The sequence below is a fragment of the Brevibacillus centrosporus genome (genome assembly GCF_003710815.1).
Lineage (GTDB): Bacteria > Bacillota > Bacilli > Brevibacillales > Brevibacillaceae > Brevibacillus > Brevibacillus centrosporus.
On record NZ_RHHP01000009.1, the window covers coordinates 16,201 to 37,573 of the forward strand.

Genomic DNA, 21,373 nt, shown 5'->3' on the forward strand with positions numbered 1-21,373 from the left:
TTTATAAAAAGAGGGGGCAATTATGAAGAATCAAATGTCGCGTTTCCTGTTGGCTTCCACGTTCGCTTTTACTCTAGTCATGACGGGCTGTGGCTCGCAAACCTCCACTCCCGCACCGGGACAAAATGCAGCACCTGCAGCTGCCACCGCGAATAACGCAACGGCTGAAAAGGTATTAACCATCGCGAACGGCAGTGACATGCTGAGCTTCGACATTCATGACCACAGCAGTGCCTCGACAGAAGCCATCCATGTGAATATCTTCAACTACCTGCTCAAGCACGACGCAGAAGGCAAGTTTGTTCCCGACCTGGCAGAATCCTGGGAAAACGTCAATCCAACCACTTGGCGATTCAAGCTCCGTCAAGGCGTGAAGTTCCAAAACGGCGATCCGTTCACAGCTGCCGACGTCAAGTTCACGCTGGAGCGTGTGGCAAAAGACGAGAAGCTCTCTGAGCACTCCAATTACGACGAAATCCAAGAAGTGAAGGTCGTCGACGACCACACCGTAGATGTCATTACCAAAAATGCCGACCCGATTCTTCTAAATAGACTGTCCCGCAGCGGTTCCAGCATGCTTCCTTCCAAGTACATCGCCGAAAAGGGCTGGGAAGAGTTCCTGAAAAATCCGGTAGGAACCGGACCGTACAAGTTCCAGGAGTGGAAGCGCGATGATCGCCTCGTCCTGGTGAAAAACGATGCGTACTTTGGAGACAAGCCGAAATGGGACAAAGTCATTTTCCGTGTGATCCAAGAAGATTCTACGCGGGTAGCGGAGCTGATGACCGGTGGAATCGATGTCGCCTTGAACATACCTCCCAGTGACGAAGAGCGCATCGAGAGCAATGAAGGGACAAGCGTGATTACAGGACCGAGCCAGCGCGTCATGACGATGGAAGTGCGTGTAACCCCAGGCAGAGTGACAGCGGACCCGCGTGTTCGTGAAGCGATTGACCTGGCGATCGATGAGAAAGCGATTATCGACAATCTGTACGCAGGTAAAGGAACACCGACGCAAACCCGCGTGACACCAGGAAACTTCGGTGCGCATATCGGGCTCTACAACAAATACAACTACGATCCAGAGCGTGCGAAGCAGCTGTTAGCGGAAGCGGGATATGCAAACGGCGTGGACGTGACCTTCACTGCACCGAGTGGACGCTACCTGAAGGATAAAGAAACAGCTGAGCTGGTTACCGCGATGCTGACAGAGGTAGGGTTCCGCGTGAAGCTCGAGCTGATGGAATGGAGCGCCTTCAATGAAAGACTATCGGCACGCAAAATGGACGAACTGTTCATGGTCGCCTATGGAAATTCCATGTTCGACGCAGCGCTGGCGCTGGATCGCGTGACGATTGCCAGAACGAAGGATCGTACGGATTATACGAATCCAGAGGTAGAGGCACTGTACAAAGCAGCGAGTCAAAATATGAATCCGACAGAGAGATTGAAGCAATTCGAGAAAATCCAGGAGATTGTCGCGAAAGAGCTTCCGCAAATCTACCTGCTGCAAATGGACTCTACCTACGGAGTGAACGATCGCATCGCCTATAAACCTCGCGTAGACGAAATGCTGTATGTCGATGAAATAACGCTGAAATAAGAGGAAGGTTTCGGGGAAAAGGGGGCTTTCATGAGCTCCTTTTCCCCATTACATCATCGCGGAGGTGAAGTCGTGAGAAATTATCTAATCAAATCTGTGCTCCAGATCATTCCCGTGCTGCTCTTAATCTCTTTGATCGTTTTCATTCTGGTGCGTGTGACAGGCGATCCGGTCGCACTCATGCTGCCAGAAACAGCTTCCGATGAGGATCGAATGGTTCTCACGAGAGCACTTGGACTGGACCAGCCAATCTACGTCCAATACATCAAATTCATGGGGGACCTCCTGCAGGGAGACTTCGGAACCTCGTATCGCTACAACCTTCCGGCGCTGCCGATCATTTTGGAGCGGCTGCCCGCGAGCTTCGAGCTTGCGATTGCTTCGATGATCATCGCGACGCTAATATCCGTTCCTCTGGGGATATTGTCTGCTGTGAAACGCAATTCGTATCTGGATATCTTCATCACGGGTGCATCTGCTTTGGGCAAAGCCATTCCGCATTTCTGGCTGGGCATCATGCTGATCCTGCTGTTTGCCGTTCGGATGAAAATCGCTCCCGTATCGGGCAGAGGAACGTTTGAGCATTTGATTTTGCCGGCCTTGACCTTGGGTGTCGGGATCGCAGCGGAAACGACGAGGCTGATTCGTTCGAGCATGCTCGATATTTTGGGTCAGGATTACATTCGGACCGCGCGCAGCAAAGGCTTGATTGAAACCCTGGTCGTGTGCAAGCATGCCTTTCGCAACTCCTTGATCCCGGTTGTGACGATTATGGCCTTGCAATCCTCTGCCCTGATCGGGGGAGCCTTGATCTCCGAAACCATCTTTGCCTGGCCGGGGATGGGGCTGCTGATTGTCCAAGCGGTAAATGGCCGCGATATGGCAATCGTGCAGGCATCCATCTTTGTCGTCGCGTTCATCGTGATCTTGGGCAACCTGATCGCTGATATTTTGTATCGACTCCTGGATCCTCGCATCAAGTACAAGTAAAGGGGTGTAACTGTGACGACACCAATTCAAACTGAGACTGCACAAATCGTGACCGTTCGTAAGAGAAAAAAATCGGGAAGTCTATCGCGCTTTTTTCGCCTGCTGTGGAAAAGCAAGGTGGGAACAATCGGCCTGCTGATCATGGCAGCGATTGTCTTCGTGGCTGTTTTTGCAGGAGCGATAGCCCCGCATGACCCTGTGAAAACGAATGTTTCCAAACGCCTGCTCCCGCCGATGTGGCTGGAAAAGGGGAACTCGGACTATCCGCTGGGTACGGACAATTTAGGCCGCGATGTTTTAAGCCGCATTATATACGGTTCACAGGTTTCCCTGATCGTGGGTATTTTCGCGGTCATGCTGGCAGGAGCGATCGGCGGTTTGCTCGGGCTGGTCTCTGGCTATTACGGCGGCTGGATCGACGCGATCATCATGCGAACGGTCGATGCGTTTCTCGCTATACCGAGCATGCTGCTTATGCTGATCATCCTGTTTGTCATGGGGCCAAGCCTCGGAACGCTGATCTTTACACTAGGGATCACCAACTGGGTCAAGTACGCCCGCATCATTCGCGGAGAAGTGCTCAGTATGAAGGAGCGCGATTTCGTCAAAGCCTCCCGCACAGTGGGCGCCAGCGATGCCCGGATCATTTTCACGCATATCCTGCCGAATGTGACCTCGTCCTTTATCGTCGTCTCTACGATTAGCGTGGCGGCAGCGATCATCTCGGAAGCTTCACTCAGCTTTCTGGGTCTAGGTGTCCAGCCCCCGACGGTTTCCTGGGGAGGCATGCTCAGTGATGGCAGGCAGTATCTGGCGACGAGCTGGTGGGTCGCTACCTTTCCTGGCATAGCCATTACGATTACGGTTCTGGGAATCATCTTTTTGGGAGACTGGATCCGCGATGTACTCGATCCAAAAATGAAGGCAAAAGGCTCGAAATAGGAGAGGGGGGAAACGAGTGCAGCACAAATTGTTGGAAGTCACCAACCTGCAGACACATTTTAAAACAGAAGATGGCGTCGTACCGTCTGTGAATGGCGTGTCGTTTTCCGTATCCAGAGGGGAGACGCTTGCGATCGTAGGCGAGTCCGGCTGTGGGAAAAGCGTAACCTCGCTGTCTATTATGAGGCTGGTCGCATCTCCCGGAGAGGTAGTCGGCGGAGAGATTCTGTTTGAAGGCCAGGATCTGTTGAAGCTGGGCAAAAAAGAGATGAGGAAACTGCGCGGGAACAAGATTTCGATGATTTTTCAGGAGCCGATGTCGTCGTTGAACCCCGTGTTTACCATCGAAAATCAACTGGGTGAAGTATTTCGCATCCATGAAAGGCTGGATAAGAAGCAAGCGAGGCAAAAAAGCATCGCGATGCTGGAGAGAGTGGGCATACCCAATCCGGAGCGGGTCGTAGGCTATTTTCCGCATCAGCTGTCTGGCGGTATGCGGCAGCGGGTCATGATCGCGATGGCACTGGCGTGTAACCCGGCTCTGCTTATTGCAGACGAGCCGACGACCGCATTGGATGTGACAATACAGGCGCAAATTTTGGAATTGATGAAGTCGTTAAACAAAGCGTATCAAACGGGGGTCATCCTCATCACGCATGACCTGGGGGTCGTGGCGGAGATGGCCGACCGGGTCGTGGTGATGTACGCCGGAGAAGTGGTGGAGGATGCTTCGGTCTTTGATTTATTCGCGAATCCGCAGCATCCGTACACGACGGGGCTCATGAAATCGCTGCCGAAAATGGATGAGCAGCTCGAGGAATTAGACTCGATTACCGGCTCTGTTCCGAATCCACTAGAGATGCCAAAGGGCTGTGCTTTCCACCCACGCTGCCCGAAGGCGACGGTCGAATGCACACAGATCAAGCCGCAGCTGGAAGAGTATCGTGCCAATCATCTGGTTCGCTGCTTGCATACATAGGGAGGTGATCGGCAATGGCGCTAGACACGGCTCCGTTATTGGAAGTCAAAGGATTGAAAAAATACTATCCCTTTAAAAAGGGGATGTTTTCGTCTGAAGTAGGCTATGTACGGGCAGTAGATGGTCTGGATTTTACCGTTCAACAAGGTGAGACGCTAGGAATCGTGGGGGAATCCGGCTGCGGGAAATCGACCGTTGGACAGCTGATCCTGCAGCTCTTGGAGCCGACTGAAGGAGAGATCTGGTTTCAGGGCAAGGACGTCTCGACCTTGGGGAAGTCCGAGCTGAAGCAGGCGCGGCGAAATTTGCAAATGATCTTTCAAGACCCTTACTTCTCCTTGAATCCCCGCATGCGAGTCGAGGATATTGTGGGAGAACCTCTGAAAATCTTTGAACGGTACAGCAAAAAAGAGCGCAGAGAAAAGGTAGTGGAGCTGCTGCGGCTCGTCGGGCTGGATACGCACCATCTCTCCCGGCATCCGCATGAGTTTAGCGGAGGTCAGCGGCAGCGCATCGGAATTGCTCGTGCCCTGGCGTTAAATCCAAAGATTATTGTCTGCGATGAAGCCGTATCGGCATTGGATGTATCGATACAATCGCAAATATTGAATCTGCTCCGAAAGCTGCAAAACGAGCTGGGCCTGACGTACATTTTTATCGCCCATGGATTGCCGGCGGTCAAGCATATCAGTGATCGGATCGCCGTGATGTACCTGGGGAGAATCGTGGAGCTGGCGGATCGAGACACGCTGTTTGCCAGCCCCAAGCATCCTTACACCAAAGCTTTGCTATCTGCGGTACCGATTCCAGACCCGTTGCTGCGAAAGGAACGGATCATTTTACAGGGAGATTTGCCGAATCCGGCGGCTCCACCGTCTGGCTGTCACTTTCATACGCGCTGTCCCTACGCCCAGCCTGTCTGCGAGACGAAGTCACCCGAGCTTATGGCATACGGAGGGGGGCAGGTAGCGGCCTGCCATTTCCCATTAGAAGCTGAATAATAGCCATCATTCATGAACAAAGGAGAGAACCGTCATGAGCGAATCAAAGTCTCGGAACCTATCTACCCGTTCTACTAAAAGCTTTCCGTTCTATTGCTTTCAGGGAACCTATCGCCAGATCGGCCGGCAGCACGGGGAAGCGTGCAGAGAGCTGATCCATAAAAATCTGGAGCTGGCTAGCGAGCGTCTTCGGAGAAAATATAATGTTTCCTCACGTGAAGAAGTGGCAGAGGCTGCCCTGCAGTATCGGAGCTATGTGATCAAATACGCACCGCAATTCGACGAAGAAATTCAGGGCTTGGCAGAAGGCGCGGGAATCTCTCTGGGAGAAGCTTACCTGTTGCAGGTCCGGGCCGAGCTGAATAAAATTTTTCAAACCAATCAGACAGAGTGCACGACGTTTGCCGTTGCCGCAGAAGCGACAGCAGACGGCTCGCCACTCATCGGTCAGAATGCCGATCTGCCTGCTTTTTACGGTGAGCTGAGTATCGTAATTGAGTCGATCCCCGATGAGGGGCCTGCGACTCTCATGCTGACACCTGCGGGTCAAATCTCCTTCATTGGGATTAATGATGCTGGAGTGGGGGCATTCGGCAACTTCTTGACGTGTGATGGGTGGCGAGTAGGCTTCCCCCGGTACTTCTTTACGAAACTGGCGTTGACTCGCAGTACGACAGCAGAAGCGGTAGAGCTTGTAGATAGCCTCTATCGCGCCTCCTCGCGCAACCTGATCATGCTGGACAAACAAGGCGGCATCGTCGATGTGGAGACGATCCCGTCCAGAATCTCCCGCATCGAGGCGAAAAATGGCATTCTGGCTCACTCCAATCATTTCGTCAGTCCAGAGCTTCTGGGCGAGGAACGCTTAACAGGAATTGAGCTGGAAAATTCCCGCGTCCGCATTTCCCGTATGACAGAGCTGCTGGAAGCGAACCGAGGCAAGCTGAATGCCGAAGTGATGCAGGATATTTTGCGTGATCGTGGAAGCTATCCGCATTGCCTTTGCCAAATCGAGGGAGACGAGGGCATGCAGGCACCAGGAGAGAGGGCGACAGATATCATTACCTTTGCCTCCGTGATTGCTGAGCCTGCCAAAGGGCATTTATGGATCGCGATCGGGCCGCCTGATCAGTACGAGTACAAAAAGTATTCGTTCTCTCCTCGAAACTAACCATTTTGCTGGCTGCGGAAAGGGGACCCATCATCCATGAAAGTCGTTTGCTTTGGAGACAGTTTAACGGCGAGGACAGAAGGCTATGATCGTCCTTTGTTGTCGATCATGCTGGAGGCGAAACTGGGCGCAGAATGGGAAGTCGTCAACGCGGGTGTACCTGGAAACAATACGTTTCAGGCGCGGGAGCGGGTAGAGACGGACGTCTTACAGCACGCTCCTGATCTGGTGACCGTGTTTTTCGGGGCCAACGATGCAGCCTTTCACAAACAGGTCCCTCTGCCAGACTTCAAAACCAATCTCAAGGAAGTGGTCACGCGCATTGGGCCGAACAGGGTCATTCTGATTAGCCCAGCACCAGTTGACGAGCGTTTGCAGGAGTTTCGGACGAATGCAGTCATGCAGCAATACGCCGATGCTGTCCAGGAAGTGAGTGAGGCGACAGGCTGCCATTACCTCGATCTTTTCAAGAGAATGATGGGACTGCCGAACCTTCAGGAGGTTTTGCGAGGGCAAAGAAACGATGGCCTCCATTTTGGGGAGCTAGGATACGAGGTTTTGTCGGAAGAGATCCGTCGGAAGATAAAAAGAGTTATGCAAACAACGAAAGAAGCTAAATAGATTGGATAAAAAGAGCAGGTAGCCTCGGTACCTGCTCTTTGTTATAGAGATAAGAATCTATGAGATTCGTATACGCGCAAATACAAATACGACTTCACCCCATAAAGTTTGAAGATGACTTCAATCATAAAATTTTTTGCAAAAAACTCGCGAAATTACTAATTTTACCTATCGATTGAGGGGGGCTTATAATCAGCTTGTATTTGAAAATTCAAATTTTTCTATAAAAAAATTGAAAGAGAAGGGAGCATTATATGAGTGTTAAAAAGGTATTCGAGAAGGTCCATAAGTATTTGAGCTTCGTGTTCGGAATCTTTATCGTGCTTCTCTGTTTGTCGGGCAGCATCTTGGTCTTTGAGCATGATATTAAAAACTTCCAGCACCCGGAGCTGTACAAAGTAAGTCCAGGGAATGCTACTTTTTCAGAAATAGAAACCAATATTAAAGAAGCTTATCCATCGGGGAAAATTGATCGCATATACACACCGGAGGGTCCATTTGGTCAAGGGACGTATCTGTATAGGGTGAAAGAAGGAAAGACGGTCCACACATTAAGTATCGATCCGGGAACAGGTGAGATAAATGGCACCGAGGGTGATGAAAGTCCATTTATTGTTTGGTTGAAATCCTTTCACTCGACCTTGCTTATACCTGTTTATGGCATTGATGTAGTGGGATGGATCGGGTTTATCCTAGCCTTTATTCTCATTACCGGGCTCTATATGTGGTGGCCAGGGATCAAGAGAATACTTCAAGGTTTAAAATGGAGAAAAAATGCCCCCAATTCTTATGCGAAGTTCTCAAGTTTACATAGAGTGATTGGAGTGTACACCATCCCCATTTTGCTGGTTATTACTCTAAGTGGAGCACTGATCCCTTTCTATGTAACGATGTTGGGATGGTTTGGTATTGACTCCAGTATGCCAGCTGAAAAACTGACCTTGCAGCCAACGCCTGAGGGGGAGCTGCCCCTAGACGTACTCCTCGCCAAAATAAAAGAAGATGGTCCAAATGATGTTATATCCCAGATTCGCTATCCTGCCTCACCGGAAAAGGCAATCGAGTTTCGTACCAATCGGGTGCAGGATCCGGGGTTTGGAAGCAATCGAATTTATATGAACCAATACACAGGCGAGATTATCGGAAAGCAAGGACCGGATACTACACCCGGCTGGATCGTGAAGGTGTGGTTGTTCCCCCTTCATACGGCTGTGGAATACAACATGTTCCTAAAAATCATCTATGCACTTGCTGGGCTTGTCCCCGTTTTCCTCATGTTTTCGGGATTGTACATCTGGTGGTATAAGCGAGGGAAAAGAAAACGATCGACTGCTCAAAAAAAGGATGAGAAACAGAAAGTATTGATATCCTAGTTTGTGACAAAAGCCAGGGGAAGAATCCCGTGGCTTTTTGTTGGTTTTTTCTTATAGGCGGCTCTGGTTAATAATACAGACCACCCGTATAAAGCGCCGTAATATTATGAGTAATTTCCGATATGGAATGCTTGTTTGTCTGATTCACAATATCCCATAAATGCGATTCGTTAAGAGAAAACCAATTCCTCGCGACCAAATAGTTATCCAGATCGGTCCGAGCCAGTCCAGTTTTCTGAGCGTAGGCGACGTCTTTGGCGATCTGTTCTACAAAGCTTTCCCGGATTTCAATCCACTTTTCCTGGACTTTATCGGAATGGCGAATGGCCTCCATAAATACCTGCATGATGGCCTGCTCCTGGATCGCGTTCTCCAGAAATAAGCGGGTTTGCATCGTGATCATATCGATGGCTTCCTGTTTGGATGTCGGTTCAAAGCTCATTTTGGCAATCTCGTAAAAGCGATTCATGACATCATCCATCAGCACGATCAATAGGTCGTCCTTGCCGCTGAAATGAATGTAGGCTGTGCCGTAGCCGGTTTTTGCCTTTTTGATGATTTGGGAGATCGTTGCTTTTTGAAATCCGAATTCAATAAATATATCGTATCCAGCGGCTAATAATCGTTTGCGGGTATTGATCGAGCGTAGATTTCTACCGTCTATATGTTCCGAGATCTTCGTCACGTACCTTCCTCTTTTCGATCATTTTTCCTCATCTATTACTGATATTACCTAATTACGATCGGAAATCAAAGACGAACAAGGGCGTTTGACAACATTACTTGACGACATGTCACATATATTTTATATTAGTGACATCGCATCATATTTCCAACTTTTCTACTCAAACTAATATTCTCACTATTTACACTTTTACATAATAGAAGGGGGATTCTACTCATGAGCTACCGTTTTGCTGACCGGACCAAAATGTTTAAAACCTCGGCGATCCGCGAGATTGGAGGCATCATCCAAAGAAAGGGGAGCGATGTTATCTCTTTTGCGGGAGGAAACCCGCATGAGCCTTATTTCCCTACTGCCGAAATCCAGCAGGCATTCGAAAAAGTATTCGCATCCGGCAATGCAAGCCTGCAGTACGGAATGACGACAGGCTACATGCCGCTGCGTGGAGCGATCAGTGAGCGGGTCAAGTCCAAGGGCATTCAGGCCAAGCCAGAGGAGATCCTGCTGACGACTGGCTCGCAGCAGTCGATTGACCTCTTGAGCCGCGTCATGCTGTCACCGGGCGATGTCGTGCTGACGGAAAACCCAACCTTCCTGGCTGCGACACAGGCATTTGAATCCTACGAGGCCAAATTGGTTGCCGTTGAAGGGGACAAAGACGGGATGTACCCGGAAGACCTCGAGCAGAAACTCAAGCAACATCAACCGAAATTCGTCTATGTTGTCCCTACCTTCTCCAATCCGGACGGAAAAGTCTGGAGCGAAGAGCGGCGAGCTGCTTTGCTGGAGCTGGCGTACAAGTACGATACACTGATCCTCGAAGACGATCCGTACGGGGACATCCAGTTTCATGAGGAGGAAAAGTACACGCCGATCGCTGCCATGGACGAACGGAAAACACAAGTCGTGTATACAAGCTCTTTTTCCAAGACGGTCGTACCCTCCCTGCGTATCGGGTGGGTGACTGGTCCTGAGGCTGTCATCAAGTACATGTCTCAGATCAAAGAAGCGGCAGACCTCATGTCGAGCCCACTGGACCAGCAAGCGCTGTACTATCTGCTGCGTGATATGGACCTGGATGCGCACATTCGGATGCTTAGCAAAAATTACTATCAGCATATGAGCATTATGCGAGATTATTTAAATACCTTGGATGAGAATCTGGTTTCCTGGGTGGAGCCCAAGGGCGGGATGTTTATCTGGGCGAAGGTGCACGAGAGTATCAATGCAACAGAATTGCTGAAGCAGGTCCTGGAGCACGGTGTTGCGTTCATTCCGGGCGGTCCCTTCTTTGTAGAAAATCCTCAAGAGAATACGCTTCGTTTGAACTTTACGCACCCGAATCCGGAAAAGATCAAGATCGGGATGGAGCGCTTGACAGCAGCGTTTAAACAATCGGTTAAATTGGGCTAGAAAAAGGAGAGACCTGTACGGATGACCAAACAATCGGAGGAAGATCAAATGAAAGACAGCAGTGAGCTGGAGAAAACCATTCATACCGATTTCGGCAAGGACATGACTTACGGGGATTATTTGCAGCTGGATCGTGTGCTGACAAGTCAAAAAAGGCTGTCCGATCATCATGATGAAATGCTGTTTATCGTCATCCATCAGGTGAGTGAGCTATGGATGAAGCAGATTCTGCACGAGCTGTCAGCTGCGATGGCGAGCATCCAGGAGGATCAGCTGGAACCGGCTTTCAAAATGCTGTCCCGCGTTTCCCGTATTCAGCAGCAGCTGATCAAGTCATGGGATGTGCTCTCTACGCTGACACCAGCGGAGTACATGCAGTTCCGTCACAAGCTGGGATACTCCTCCGGCTTTCAATCCTATCAAAACCGCATGATCGAGTTTATGCTCGGACATAAAAATGAACACGTCCTCTCTGTCTATCAGCACGAAGCGGAGCTGTCCAGCAAGATGAAGCAGCTTTTGGATGCGCCAAGCATTTACGACGCTGCAATCGCCGCTATGGCAAACCGGGGATTGCCGGTGGATGAAGCTGCCCTGAACCGTAACTGGGCGGAAGCCTATCAGCCGAACGAAAGTGTAGAGCAAGCATGGCTGGCCGTTTATCGGGATGTGAATAAGTATTGGGACCTGTATGAGCTGGCGGAAAAACTGGTGGACATCGCGAGCCAGCAGCAGCAATGGCGTTTTAATCACATGAATACCGTAGAGCGCATCATCGGGCAAAAGCCTGGCACAGGTGGATCTTCGGGGGTAGGCTATCTCAGGAGAGCTTTGGATCATCGCTTCTTCCCTGAGCTGTGGAGCCTGCGCACGCAACTGTAAGGGGGGCTTTCCTTGAAGCGATTGATCGATATTTCGCAAAGACTGGATAACCAGGTAGCGGGTTGGCCGGGGGATACGCCGTTTTCGTATTCGCTGGCATGGAATAAAGCAGACAGCGGTTCTGTAAATGTGGGCAAAATCGTCATGAGCATTCATACGGGAACGCATATCGATGCTCCTTTTCATTTCGATGATGAAGGAAAGCGGGTCATTGACCTGGACCCGGAGCTGTATGTAGGGCCAGCGCGTGTCGTTCACGTTTCTGTAAGCCAATCGATTGGGATCGATGATTTGAAAGATGTCGAATTGGAAGGGGTAACGCGCCTGTTGATCCGTACTGGAGCATGGGTAGACCGACAGTCGTTTCCTCAAACCATTCCCCATTTGGAGCCAGACTTGGCTGCCTATCTCGCACAGTACGGCGTCCGACTGATCGGGCTGGATCTTCCTTCCGTTGATGTACTCGACAGCAAGGAGCTGCCCGCTCACCATGGGCTTACTCGTCATGGCATTCACATTTTGGAGGGCATCGTTCTGGAAGACGTACAGCCAGGTGACTATGAATTAATCGCACTGCCTCTGCCGCTAGTCGAGGCGGATGGAAGCCCGGTAAGAGCTGTGCTTCGGGAGCTGTAAGGGGATAGAGAGAAAGAGCATCGTGCGCTGGCACGGTGCTTTTTTCGTCCAGGTGAAGGCGTGGCCCACACAAGCTGTAGCTGCTGGCTCTGCCTTGTCGCTGTTCATCAAAAAGCCGAAACAATCATAAATGGTTAGAAGAAACTCCTGATTTTCTTACAAACGGCGGAAAATCAGGAGTTTTGTTATAGAAAGCCCAAAAAGGGAGTTTTACCCAAATGGGCGTTGTGTATAAAATTGGGTAAGAGACTTACCATCATGGAGAGAAGGGGATGGAACAGGATGGATCAAGTGAACAGCTATATCGACTCCGTGTTTTCCAAGCAAGATACTCTTTTGGAGGAAGTCGTTGCGTCCATCAAAGAAAACGGCATGCCTTCTATCTCGGTGTCTCCCTCTTCAGGAAAGCTCCTCACGTTGCTGATCTCCATTTCCGGGGCGAAAGATGTGCTGGAAATAGGAGCTCTTGGCGGCTATAGCGGGATTTGCCTGGCCAGAGGCTTTGGCAGGGGGGGAACACTCACGTCTCTGGAGCTGGAGGAAAAATACGCAGAGCTGGCACACCGCAATCTATCAAAGGCTGGCTTTGGGCAGCAGGTAACCTATATGATTGGACCGGCACTGCAAAGCCTGGAGCAGCTCGTCAGCGAGAAGAGGCAATTTGATTTTTTCTTTATTGATGCGGACAAAGACAATTATGAAAACTACCTGCATGCGTGCATTCGATTGGCAAAGCCGGGCGCTCTGATCGTTGCGGATAACGTGCTTGCCGGTGGCAGTGTAGCAGCTGACAATGCGATGCCGACGCGGTATACAAAAATCATGAGGAAGTTCAATGAAGCGGTGGCGAATCATCCTCAGCTGGAGTCCCAGTTGATTCCGATTGGCGATGGTTTGACTGTCTCAAAGGTAAAGGAGTAAGACTTTTGCCCGATCAGGTCGTAGCGATGAAAAGGGAGGAGCATATACGTGGCAAACAAGAATGTATGGGACCCGGATTGGGATATTTCAGACGAGATCGCACAGCAGCTCATCTACAGCCAATTTCCCCAGCTATCCTCTCATACTGTACAGCGGCTGGGGCATGGCTGGGACAATACGGTCTTTCTCGTTGGCGGCAAGTACGTCTTTCGATTTCCGCGAAGAGAGCTTGCGGTTGATTTGATTCATTTGGAAGGGAAGCTCCTGCCAAAACTGGACGGTTTACTTACTCTGTCGTATCCGAAGCCGCTTTTCTACGGAAAAGGAACCAGCGAGTATCCTTGTCCTTTTTTAGGGTATTCGTATGTCAAAGGCAGCTTCCCCCAAAAGCTTGCGGATGAGCAACGGGCGAAATCGGCTAAGAAGCTGGGACAGTTTTTGCGAAGGCTGCACTCCTTTCCAGTCCAGATCGCCCGTGAAAACGGTGCTCCCGAAGACCATCGGAAGCTGATGGACATCCCTGCGCGAAAGGAAAAGATGCAAGTCTTCCTCTCTCGTCTGAGCAACCAGATGGAGGAAAGAGAGCGAGCTGCTCTGGCGGACTATTTCAAACAGCTGTCTACCGATCCGGTTCGGGAGCGTAATGTTTTTTCACATGGCGATCTGCATTTTAAAAACGTACTGGTAGACGAACAGGGGGAAGTCTCAGGTATTATCGATTGGGGAGATATGAGCGTGGGGCACGCTGCCGGGGACTTGAGTATCGGATACAGCTTTCTGCCGCCGCGAGCACGCCATGCATTCTTCGCGGAGTATGGGGAAGTGGACGAAGATACGAAGCGACTGGCGCGTATGATGGCCATTTACATACCCATGCTGGTTTGGCTGCAAGCCATAGATGACGGAGATAAGCGGCTTGCCCAGGAGGCAAAGGGTACGATCGCGCGGGCGCTCACTGATGAGGAATTTCATGATAGGTAAATGTGATGTCATGTTTTCTGACATAACTGGTTGAAGGGTTGGAATTTTCCGTGCTACTATGGTGATGAGCCGAATGAAATGATGGCAAATCAATAGTCATGATTCCATGACAAGGAGCTGTGAATCGCCATGGTTAGCTTGACCAGAACTTCTTCCGACCACCCTGATTTTCGCTTGTTGATCGAATTGCTTGATCAAGACCTTTGGCAACGATACCCCCATACCCAAGAGTCTTACCTGCCGTTTAACGTGATCAAATTAGATGCGAAGGTCGTTGTCGCCTATGTAGATGGCGCGCCAGTGGGGTGCGGCTGTTTTCGTGATACAGGCCAATCGGGGATCGTGGAAATCAAAAGAATGTATGTGAAAGAGGGAGCACGGGGGCAGGGAGTCGCCAAAAAGGTACTCCAGGCTCTCGAGGCATGGGCAGTCGAGGAAGGGAAGGGAAGAGCGATTCTGGAGACAGGCACCAATCAGCCTGAAGCAGTCTCGTTGTACGGCAAGCTGGGCTATGAAGTGATCGATCGATATGAACCGTACGTGGATAATGACAACAGCATTTGTATGGGAAAAACGTTGTCTTACCCGTATCAATCATAAAGCTCTACATAAAACATGAACTGCCAGGTGCGCCCTGGCAGTTCGTTTTTTTAACGTATAAGAATTTATAAGCGTAATGCTTATGAATTCTGGAGCGCATGACGAAGTGCCTCAGCGTCAGCTTCTGGCATTACTTCGGTAAAACATTCCACTAAAACGCGGTCGCTCCTCCTTGAGCAGGCCTCGATAGAGGTTTTCTTATACAGCTGCACTCGAATCGTTCCCCTAGTCATAATCGCGCAGCAAGTGAAGTAACTAAAAGAGAGGATGACACATTCGAGCAAAGGTAGGGATCGCCCCATGCACCTCGGCCTGCATGATTATCTGCTCTTGACGCTGACAGGAATCTTTAGCGCCCCTCATTGCATCGGTATGTGCGGAGGAATTATGTCGGCATGGACCCTGCAGTCCCGTTCCTCCATGCTGCATACCGTTATGGCGTACAACCTCGGTCGGGTCCTGACCTATATGGGAGTCGGCGCGTTCATGGGATTGATCGGCTCGTTTGTAGATGCAGCGGGAACGATAGTAGGACTCCAAGGGATCGCCAACGTACTGGGTGGACTGTTGATCCTGCTGTGGGTCATCAAAAAGGTGTCTCTGCCGCTTACCCAATGGTCTATCCTGCAGCTGTCCCCCGTACAAAAGTGGCTGGACAAACAAAAATCTCGCCCTGGTGTCCTCCCTATTTTTTTCAGCGGGTTGCTGCTCGGCTTTTTACCCTGCGGCCTGACCTATACGATGCATATGAAAGCCGCTGCCTCAGGAAGCATGGGAGAAGGCGCGCTTACGCTGGCCTTTTTTGGACTCGGAACACTGCCAGCCCTTTTTCTGATCGGCCTGTTCTCCGTCGTTCTTTCCAGAGCGCTACGCAACCGGATTTTGGTCGTCGCCAATCTGCTCGCAGTCTACATCGGTGTGGTGTCAATCATGCGCGGTCTGGTAATCAACGGCTGGGTGCCTCATGTAAATCCTTGGCTATGGTAGATGGGGGAGATCAAGGCTCGGCGGAAAACAAGTAGGACACCGTGGAAGACTTGCCGTCTGCCTCCAGCGTAATATCCGCTTTCCATTCTCCGATCATCGTTGGGATGATCTTTGCAACGAATACCCCTGGCTCTATGTATTCGGCCGCTACCTGTACTTCTCCGTGATCCATGCTCGGCATCGACAAGGTGATCGAGACTTTGGCGTTTTTCCACTTGTCAGCCTCCGCTTCAGAAAGCATGATGCGCAGTTCATTTTCCTTGAGGATTTTAGGCGTTTCAGGCTCCAGTTCGACTTGGATGGAAAGAGAATACTCAGCAAAGGTCAGCCTATCAGATGACGCAGTGGAGCTGGATGGAGGGGATGATGGCGTATCCTGAGCCGAGTGACCCGCGTGTGAAGAGCATGCCGACAGGAGCAACAGGGCAGAAAAAAACAGCATGGACAGGACAGAAGCTCGTTTCAAACGATCACCGCTTTCTCACTGTATTGCAAGCAGCAAGCACCCTAATCGTATTCAAAAGAAGGCACTTCCATGCAGTTTATCTGCCTGGTTTCATTTCTAAATCCCTTGAACGACGCATACGTATTACAGCGGGACATGCGGTCGTAACAAAGGGGTGTTCAGAGAATGACCACGAAGCAAATCTATCAGGTCACAGGAATGACTTGTGCTGCCTGTGCGACTCGGATCGAAAAAATACTGACGAAAACGAACGGTGTGATAGAGGTAGAGGTCAGCCTGGCGACCAACAAAGCGCGGGTTTCCTATGATGATCAGCAAATTGACAACGATGCGATCATAGCGAGGATTGAAAAGCTGGGCTATCAGGCACAGCCCGAGCAAGAGGGAGAGGCGCACTCGGAAAAGGACGACCTGCTTCGCCGCTTCCTGTTTTCCAGTGTCCTCACCGTGCCTTTTTTGTGGGGGATGGCGTCTCATTTTTCGTTTTCCTCGTTTATTTGGGTACCTGCGCTATTTTTGCATCCCTATTTTCAGTTCGCCTTGGCGCTTCCCATTCAGCTATGGATCGGCTATCCCTTTTACGCGGGCGCTTGGAGTGCGATCCGGAACCGTAGCGCCAATATGGATGTCCTGGTCGTTCTCAGTACGTCGGCCGCTTTTTTTTACAGTCATTACCTCACGTTTACGGCCTCGCCTGCGTCCACCCATCAGCTCACGCTTTACTACGAGACCTGTGCGGTTATCTTTACTTTTCTGCTACTTGGCAAATACCTGGAGGCCATGGCCAAGGATCGCAGCAGAAACGCCATCCGGCAGCTGCATCATTTACAGCCGAAGGTCGCGAACGTGCTGCGCCCGACAGGTGTTACCACTGTGCCCATAAGCGAACTCGTTGTCGGTGATATTTTCATCGTCAAGCCAGGGGAACGCATTCCTACGGACGGCCTCGTCATCGAAGGCCAATCCACGGTCGACCAATCCATTTTTACAGGAGAGAGCCTGCCGGTGGAGAAATGGAGCGGTCAAACGGTGATCGGGGCGACACTGAACCAGAATGGCTGGCTGAAAGTGAAAACGACAAAGGTAGGTAGTGAAACTGCATTAACGCAGGTCATCAAGACGGTAGAGGAAGCCCAGATGTCCAAAGCACCGATCCAACGCATGGCAGACGAAATGACGGATATCTTCGTGCCGATCATCATCAGCATAGCCGTGATCTCGTTTTTGGCCTGGTATTACGTGTTCACGTCGCACGCATTCGGCGAGTCGCTCGAGAAGGCCATCGCGGTGCTCATCATCGCTTGTCCGTGTGCCTTGGGTTTGGCGACGCCGATGTCCATCCTGGTAGCATCAGGGCGGGCGGCACAGCTCGGTATTTTATTCAAGCAAGGCAAGTATTTGGAGACACTGCAGCGGGTGGATACGGTCGTTTTGGACAAAACAGGCACGCTGACAAAAGGAAAGCATGAAGTGATCGACCTGTATACATTAGGGTGGTCAAAGGAAGAGCTTATGCGCTTGGTAGCAGCTGCAGAAACGGCGTCCGAGCATCCTCTCGCAGCGGCGATTGTCACGTATATGAAAAATCGCGGCGTGTCCATACCTGCTCCTACCTCGTTCACACCTTTGCCCGGATACGGAATTATTGCGAGTGTAAGCGGTCACTCCGTCATCGTGGGCTCTGCCAAGCTCATGAACAGCCATAACATTGACGTTACCCCCGTACAACAGCGAATGGACGGACACGCGACAGAAGGGAAAATCGTGATGCTGGTGGCCATCGACCATCGGCTGGCTGGCTATATTGCCCTGTCCGATCCGCTGAAGGAGGATGCCGTACATGCTGTGCAACGGCTGAAAAAGCTCGGAAAAGACGTCATGATCATCACGGGAGACAACGAGCATACGGCCTGGAGTATCGCCAGACAAGCAGGGATACGTCGCGTCTATGCCAGCAAGCTGCCGGGGGAAAAGGTCCAGATTATTCAGGAGCTGCAAAAGAGGGGCAAGACGGTGGCAATGGTCGGAGATGGGATCAATGACGCTCCTGCGCTCATGGCTTCCCACATTGGGATTGCGCTCGGTACAGGAGCGGATATCTCGAAGGATTCTGCTGACGTGCTCATCATGCACGGGGAGCTGACGGGCATTGTGCATTCCTTCCTCCTCAGTCAGCAAACGATGAAAAACATTCGCCAAAATCTGTTTTGGGCGCTCTTTTACAATACGGTCGCCATTCCAGCGACGATGATTGGCTTTTTGGCTCCGTGGGTAGCGGGGATCGCGATGGCATTCAGCTCGCTCTCCGTCGTATTGAACTCGTTGCGACTGAGACGGAGCAAATTGTAAAAACAACTGTGCATGTAGCCAAGGATGAAAAGGGAAGCTCGGTGCAATTCCGACACGGTCCCGCCACTGTAAGAGGGGAGTCAGCACTCCGAAATAGCACTGATCCAAATGGATTGGGAAGGCAGGTTGCTGGCGAACACTGCTTATTTAGGCATTTCTAACCTTCTATCAGGGGTTGGGAATGCTTTTTCTATTTCGTTCAAAACCAAAAAGCTGGAGGGATATGGAGTGAGCGAAATGAAGAGCAGAAACTTTTTGGACTCCGTAAAACACTACGCGGAAGTGATCGATTTGCCGGTATATATGGATTCCTGAAAGATAAGACTCATGGTGTAGGACTTGTGGCTGGCCGTAATAGATCAATCCTGACTGCGGATTGAAAACACGCGGCGAAGAAGAAACCATCGCTTCGCTCAAAAACATGGTAGAGGCTACTCAACTGGTGCGCAAACAGCTGGCGGCAGTGAAATAGAGCAGCAGAGTAGAACGAGACGTAAGGAGGAGCAGCATGGACCATTCATCCAAAACTGTCAGTGAATCCAGAACCGTCATGACTGATCTGGTCTTTCCGCCCGATACGAACCACCTCCATACGATTTTTGGGGGAAAAGTGATGGCGCACGTAGACAAGATTGCTTGCATAGCAGCCATGCGTCATTGCCGCCGAGCCGTAGTGACCGTATCAAGCGACAGCTTTGACTTCTTGGCTCCGATCAAAACCGGTGAAGCGATCAATCTGGAAGCCTACGTGACGTGGGTACACAAAACCTCGATGGAAGTTTTCGTAAAGGTAGAGTCGGAGAATTTGCTGACAGCTGAGCGCAGATTGACAGCGAGAGCTTATTTAACCTTTATCGCCTTGGATGACGAAGGAAAACCGACCGCAGTCCCACAGGTGATTCCCGAGACCGATGAGGAAAAAAGCCAGTACGAACATGCGGAAGAACGCTATCATATAAGAAAAAAGCGCCGGGCAGAGAAGGTACAATGATGGAGCGAAATGACAGGATGATCGAGCATTTCGAATGTCCGTGGTGCGGCTATGTAGAAGATGTACGGAGCTTAGAAGAACACATCGATATGGGACAAGCATGCTCGTGCTGCGGGATGACGGATATCGACAGCCATGTCTGAGCGTTCTTGCTGTCCAATGAAAATAAAGTGTTGGACTAAAAAATAAAGTATTAGACTCGGAAAATAAGTTGTAGACTGAGAAAATAAAGTATTAGACTGGCAACGCCACATTAAGATAACGGGCAGTTTAGCGACAGATAGAAATATCTCATATTATTAATAGTGCTTATTCAGTTGAATGGAGGGTCTGTCATGGGCATTAGGAATTATCTGATTGGAGGCGTTTCTGGCGCCGGCAAAACTACGGTCTGCAACGAATTGCAGCGGCGCGGTTACCATGCCATTCATGGTGACCGTGAATTAGCTTATCAAGGCGATCCGGAAACTGGTACCCCGACGGATGACTTTAAACCCGAACACCACATTTGGCATGTAGATAAAGTAAAAGCTTTGGTCGACAATCAGGATGAGGCGGTAACATTTTTCTGCGGTGGTTCGCGGAATTATCCCAAATTCATCGATCTCTTCGACGGCGTGTTTGTCCTTGAGGTTGACTTGGAAACCTGTCTCCGGCGGATTGATGAGCGAGTGGCACTCGACCCAACTGACTGGGGTGGTAGACCAGAGGAACGGGAAATCTGTGCGCGCTTGCATCAAACGAAAGAAGGCGTTCCTAAAAACGGGATTATAATCGACGCCACCGTACCGATCGCGCACGTCGTTGACGAAATCCTCCATCAAATCGAAGCAAATGAACGCCAATGACAGTAACTTTCAGGCGCTCACGGATAGCCCAATACACCGGTGCACCTGGATCCGAATAGTCCCATCCACTGCACTAAAGGAGAGCGATAGTTGAATGATAACAGCGGCAGTCTAATACTTTATTTTCACCGAACACTTGCATATGGCTATAGCATGAAGGAAAGCAATCAGAAAAACCGAGCCTGCCATCTAGGAGACTCGGTTTCGTTGTACAGTAAGAATTTATAAGATTCTTATCCAGTAAACGTGCAACTAAGGCGGAGACCTGTACCCTTTGGGTGCAAAAGGCTTGGCGCAGCCAAGTTTTCTAATTATTACATATGATGCTGACCTTCCGTGTAGATTTGGAAGCTTACGCCGAACTTGTCCGTTACAATGCCATAACCAGGGCTGAAGTGGGTTTCTTGCAGAGGCATAACGACAGAGCCGCCTTCTTGCAGAGCTTCAAACAGCTGCTTGGACTTATCGGCTGAGTCGGTGGAGAGACAAATGGTGACTTGGTTGCCGATTTGAACAGGCTGCCCTGGGAATGTATCCGAAAACATCAGCTCGGACTCTCCGATTTTAATCGTAGCATGTCCAACGCGATCTCGTGCAGCTTCTGGCAGAGGATACTCGGGATTTGCAGGCATTTCCCCAAAGGTTTGCAGGAAAAGAACTTGTGCTTCGAGTGCTTTCTGGTAAAACTCGATCGCTTCTTTGGCGTTGCCATCCATCATCAAATAGGGAGTCAAGCGCATGGTCATGAACATTCAGCTCCTCGGCGAGTGTTTTTTTCGTTGCGGACAAGAGATGGTCATCCATTTTCTGCCACAATATGATTATAACGAACAGAACGTATGTTTGCAACAGGGTAATAGTTAAAATTTCCATTTATTTTCTATCGTTGTGGCGCATTGACTTGAATCGCCGTTTACAATCTTTTTCAATCGAC

At 50.4% G+C, this 21,373-nt stretch carries 22 protein-coding genes, 1 pseudogene and 1 riboswitch; of the genes and pseudogenes, 20 read left to right on the forward strand and 3 right to left on the reverse strand.

Going from position 1 to position 21,373, the window contains the following annotated elements; translation table 11 throughout:
* Positions 1–22 precede the first annotated feature (22 nt).
* The 8 genes from EDM55_RS10150 (at position 23) to EDM55_RS10185 (ending at position 8,680) form a co-directional block, all read left to right on the forward strand.
* Positions 23–1,603: an ABC transporter substrate-binding protein gene (locus EDM55_RS10150; protein ID WP_122960245.1), complete on the forward strand. Its 1,581-nt coding sequence runs from the start codon at positions 23–25 to the stop codon at positions 1,601–1,603.
* Between the two features lie 30 nt (positions 1,604–1,633).
* Complete coding sequence (locus tag EDM55_RS10155) at positions 1,634–2,593, forward strand: ABC transporter permease (protein WP_441294223.1); 960 nt, start codon at positions 1,634–1,636, stop codon at positions 2,591–2,593.
* 12 nt (positions 2,594–2,605) lie between these two features.
* The gene (locus EDM55_RS10160) at positions 2,606–3,535 is read left to right on the forward strand and encodes an ABC transporter permease (RefSeq protein ID WP_122960246.1); all 930 of its coding nucleotides are present in this window, start codon (positions 2,606–2,608) and stop codon (positions 3,533–3,535) included.
* Between the two features lie 16 nt (positions 3,536–3,551).
* On the forward strand, positions 3,552–4,514 hold the full coding sequence (locus tag EDM55_RS10165) for an ABC transporter ATP-binding protein (RefSeq protein ID WP_092276747.1): 963 nt from the start codon (positions 3,552–3,554) through the stop codon (positions 4,512–4,514).
* A gap of 14 nt (positions 4,515–4,528) precedes the next feature.
* Positions 4,529–5,515: an ABC transporter ATP-binding protein gene (locus tag EDM55_RS10170; RefSeq protein ID WP_122960247.1), complete on the forward strand. Its 987-nt coding sequence runs from the start codon at positions 4,529–4,531 to the stop codon at positions 5,513–5,515.
* 34 nt (positions 5,516–5,549) lie between these two features.
* Entirely contained in the window at positions 5,550–6,686 is a 1,137-nt protein-coding gene (locus tag EDM55_RS10175; RefSeq protein WP_122960248.1) for a C45 family autoproteolytic acyltransferase/hydrolase, read from the forward strand.
* Between the two features lie 36 nt (positions 6,687–6,722).
* Positions 6,723–7,307, forward strand: a complete 585-nt coding sequence (locus tag EDM55_RS10180) for an SGNH/GDSL hydrolase family protein (RefSeq protein WP_122960249.1) — start codon at positions 6,723–6,725, stop codon at positions 7,305–7,307.
* Between the two features lie 254 nt (positions 7,308–7,561).
* Positions 7,562–8,680 carry a PepSY-associated TM helix domain-containing protein gene (locus EDM55_RS10185; RefSeq protein ID WP_122960250.1) on the forward strand — a complete coding sequence of 373 codons (1,119 nt, stop codon included), beginning with the start codon at positions 7,562–7,564 and terminating at the stop codon, positions 8,678–8,680.
* A gap of 67 nt (positions 8,681–8,747) precedes the next feature.
* Here the strand turns inward: EDM55_RS10185 and EDM55_RS10190 are convergent, their stop codons facing one another.
* Entirely contained in the window at positions 8,748–9,356 is a 609-nt protein-coding gene (locus EDM55_RS10190; RefSeq protein WP_122960277.1) for a TetR/AcrR family transcriptional regulator, read from the reverse strand.
* Between the two features lie 225 nt (positions 9,357–9,581).
* On the opposite strand from EDM55_RS10190, the gene EDM55_RS10195 reads away from it, so the two are divergent.
* From EDM55_RS10195 to EDM55_RS10225, 7 genes are all read left to right on the forward strand, one after another.
* Positions 9,582–10,778, forward strand: a complete 1,197-nt coding sequence (locus tag EDM55_RS10195) for an aminotransferase-like domain-containing protein (RefSeq protein ID WP_122960251.1) — start codon at positions 9,582–9,584, stop codon at positions 10,776–10,778.
* Positions 10,779–10,799: 21 nt separating this feature from the next.
* Positions 10,800–11,660, forward strand: a complete 861-nt coding sequence (gene kynA, locus EDM55_RS10200; RefSeq protein ID WP_122960252.1) for a tryptophan 2,3-dioxygenase — start codon at positions 10,800–10,802, stop codon at positions 11,658–11,660.
* Positions 11,661–11,672: 12 nt separating this feature from the next.
* Positions 11,673–12,296 (forward strand): arylformamidase, encoded by a 624-nt coding sequence (kynB, locus tag EDM55_RS10205; protein WP_092276767.1) that lies wholly within the window; start codon positions 11,673–11,675, stop codon positions 12,294–12,296.
* A gap of 282 nt (positions 12,297–12,578) precedes the next feature.
* Positions 12,579–13,217, forward strand: a complete 639-nt coding sequence (locus EDM55_RS10210) for an O-methyltransferase (RefSeq protein ID WP_122960253.1) — start codon at positions 12,579–12,581, stop codon at positions 13,215–13,217.
* Between the two features lie 48 nt (positions 13,218–13,265).
* Positions 13,266–14,198: a phosphotransferase gene (locus tag EDM55_RS10215; protein ID WP_122960254.1), complete on the forward strand. Its 933-nt coding sequence runs from the start codon at positions 13,266–13,268 to the stop codon at positions 14,196–14,198.
* A gap of 129 nt (positions 14,199–14,327) precedes the next feature.
* Entirely contained in the window at positions 14,328–14,798 is a 471-nt protein-coding gene (locus tag EDM55_RS10220) for a GNAT family N-acetyltransferase (protein ID WP_092276774.1), read from the forward strand.
* 300 nt (positions 14,799–15,098) lie between these two features.
* Positions 15,099–15,785 carry a sulfite exporter TauE/SafE family protein gene (locus EDM55_RS10225; RefSeq protein WP_122960255.1) on the forward strand — a complete coding sequence of 229 codons (687 nt, stop codon included), beginning with the start codon at positions 15,099–15,101 and terminating at the stop codon, positions 15,783–15,785.
* Positions 15,786–15,795: 10 nt separating this feature from the next.
* On the opposite strand, the gene EDM55_RS10230 is transcribed toward EDM55_RS10225, so the two are convergent.
* A complete protein-coding gene (locus EDM55_RS10230) occupies positions 15,796–16,251 on the reverse strand; it encodes a FixH family protein (RefSeq protein ID WP_122960256.1) in 456 nt (151 codons plus the stop codon).
* A gap of 165 nt (positions 16,252–16,416) precedes the next feature.
* Here EDM55_RS10230 and EDM55_RS10235 point away from each other — a divergent pair, with 165 nt between their 5' ends.
* The 5 genes and pseudogenes from EDM55_RS10235 (at position 16,417) to EDM55_RS10250 (ending at position 20,439) form a co-directional block, all read left to right on the forward strand.
* On the forward strand, positions 16,417–18,600 hold the full coding sequence (locus EDM55_RS10235; protein WP_122960257.1) for a heavy metal translocating P-type ATPase: 2,184 nt from the start codon (positions 16,417–16,419) through the stop codon (positions 18,598–18,600).
* Positions 18,594–18,784: riboswitch (cobalamin riboswitch) on the forward strand. It overlaps the preceding gene by 7 nt.
* 174 nt (positions 18,785–18,958) lie before the next feature.
* Positions 18,959–19,072 (forward strand): annotated as a pseudogene (locus EDM55_RS31415) (hypothetical protein); the annotation flags it as partial.
* Between the two features lie 36 nt (positions 19,073–19,108).
* Positions 19,109–19,591 (forward strand): acyl-CoA thioesterase, encoded by a 483-nt coding sequence (locus EDM55_RS10245; RefSeq protein WP_122960259.1) that lies wholly within the window; start codon positions 19,109–19,111, stop codon positions 19,589–19,591.
* Positions 19,588–19,734 carry a hypothetical protein gene (locus EDM55_RS30220; RefSeq protein WP_183191709.1) on the forward strand — a complete coding sequence of 49 codons (147 nt, stop codon included), beginning with the start codon at positions 19,588–19,590 and terminating at the stop codon, positions 19,732–19,734. Before EDM55_RS10245 ends, EDM55_RS30220 begins: the two co-directional genes overlap by 4 nt.
* Positions 19,735–19,926: 192 nt before the next feature.
* A complete protein-coding gene (locus EDM55_RS10250; protein ID WP_122960260.1) occupies positions 19,927–20,439 on the forward strand; it encodes an AAA family ATPase in 513 nt (170 codons plus the stop codon).
* Positions 20,440–20,753: 314 nt separating this feature from the next.
* Here the strand turns inward: EDM55_RS10250 and EDM55_RS10255 are convergent, their stop codons facing one another.
* Positions 20,754–21,185, reverse strand: coding sequence for a VOC family protein (locus EDM55_RS10255; protein ID WP_122960261.1), 432 nt, complete (start codon positions 21,183–21,185; stop codon positions 20,754–20,756).
* Positions 21,186–21,373: the final 188 nt, after the last annotated feature.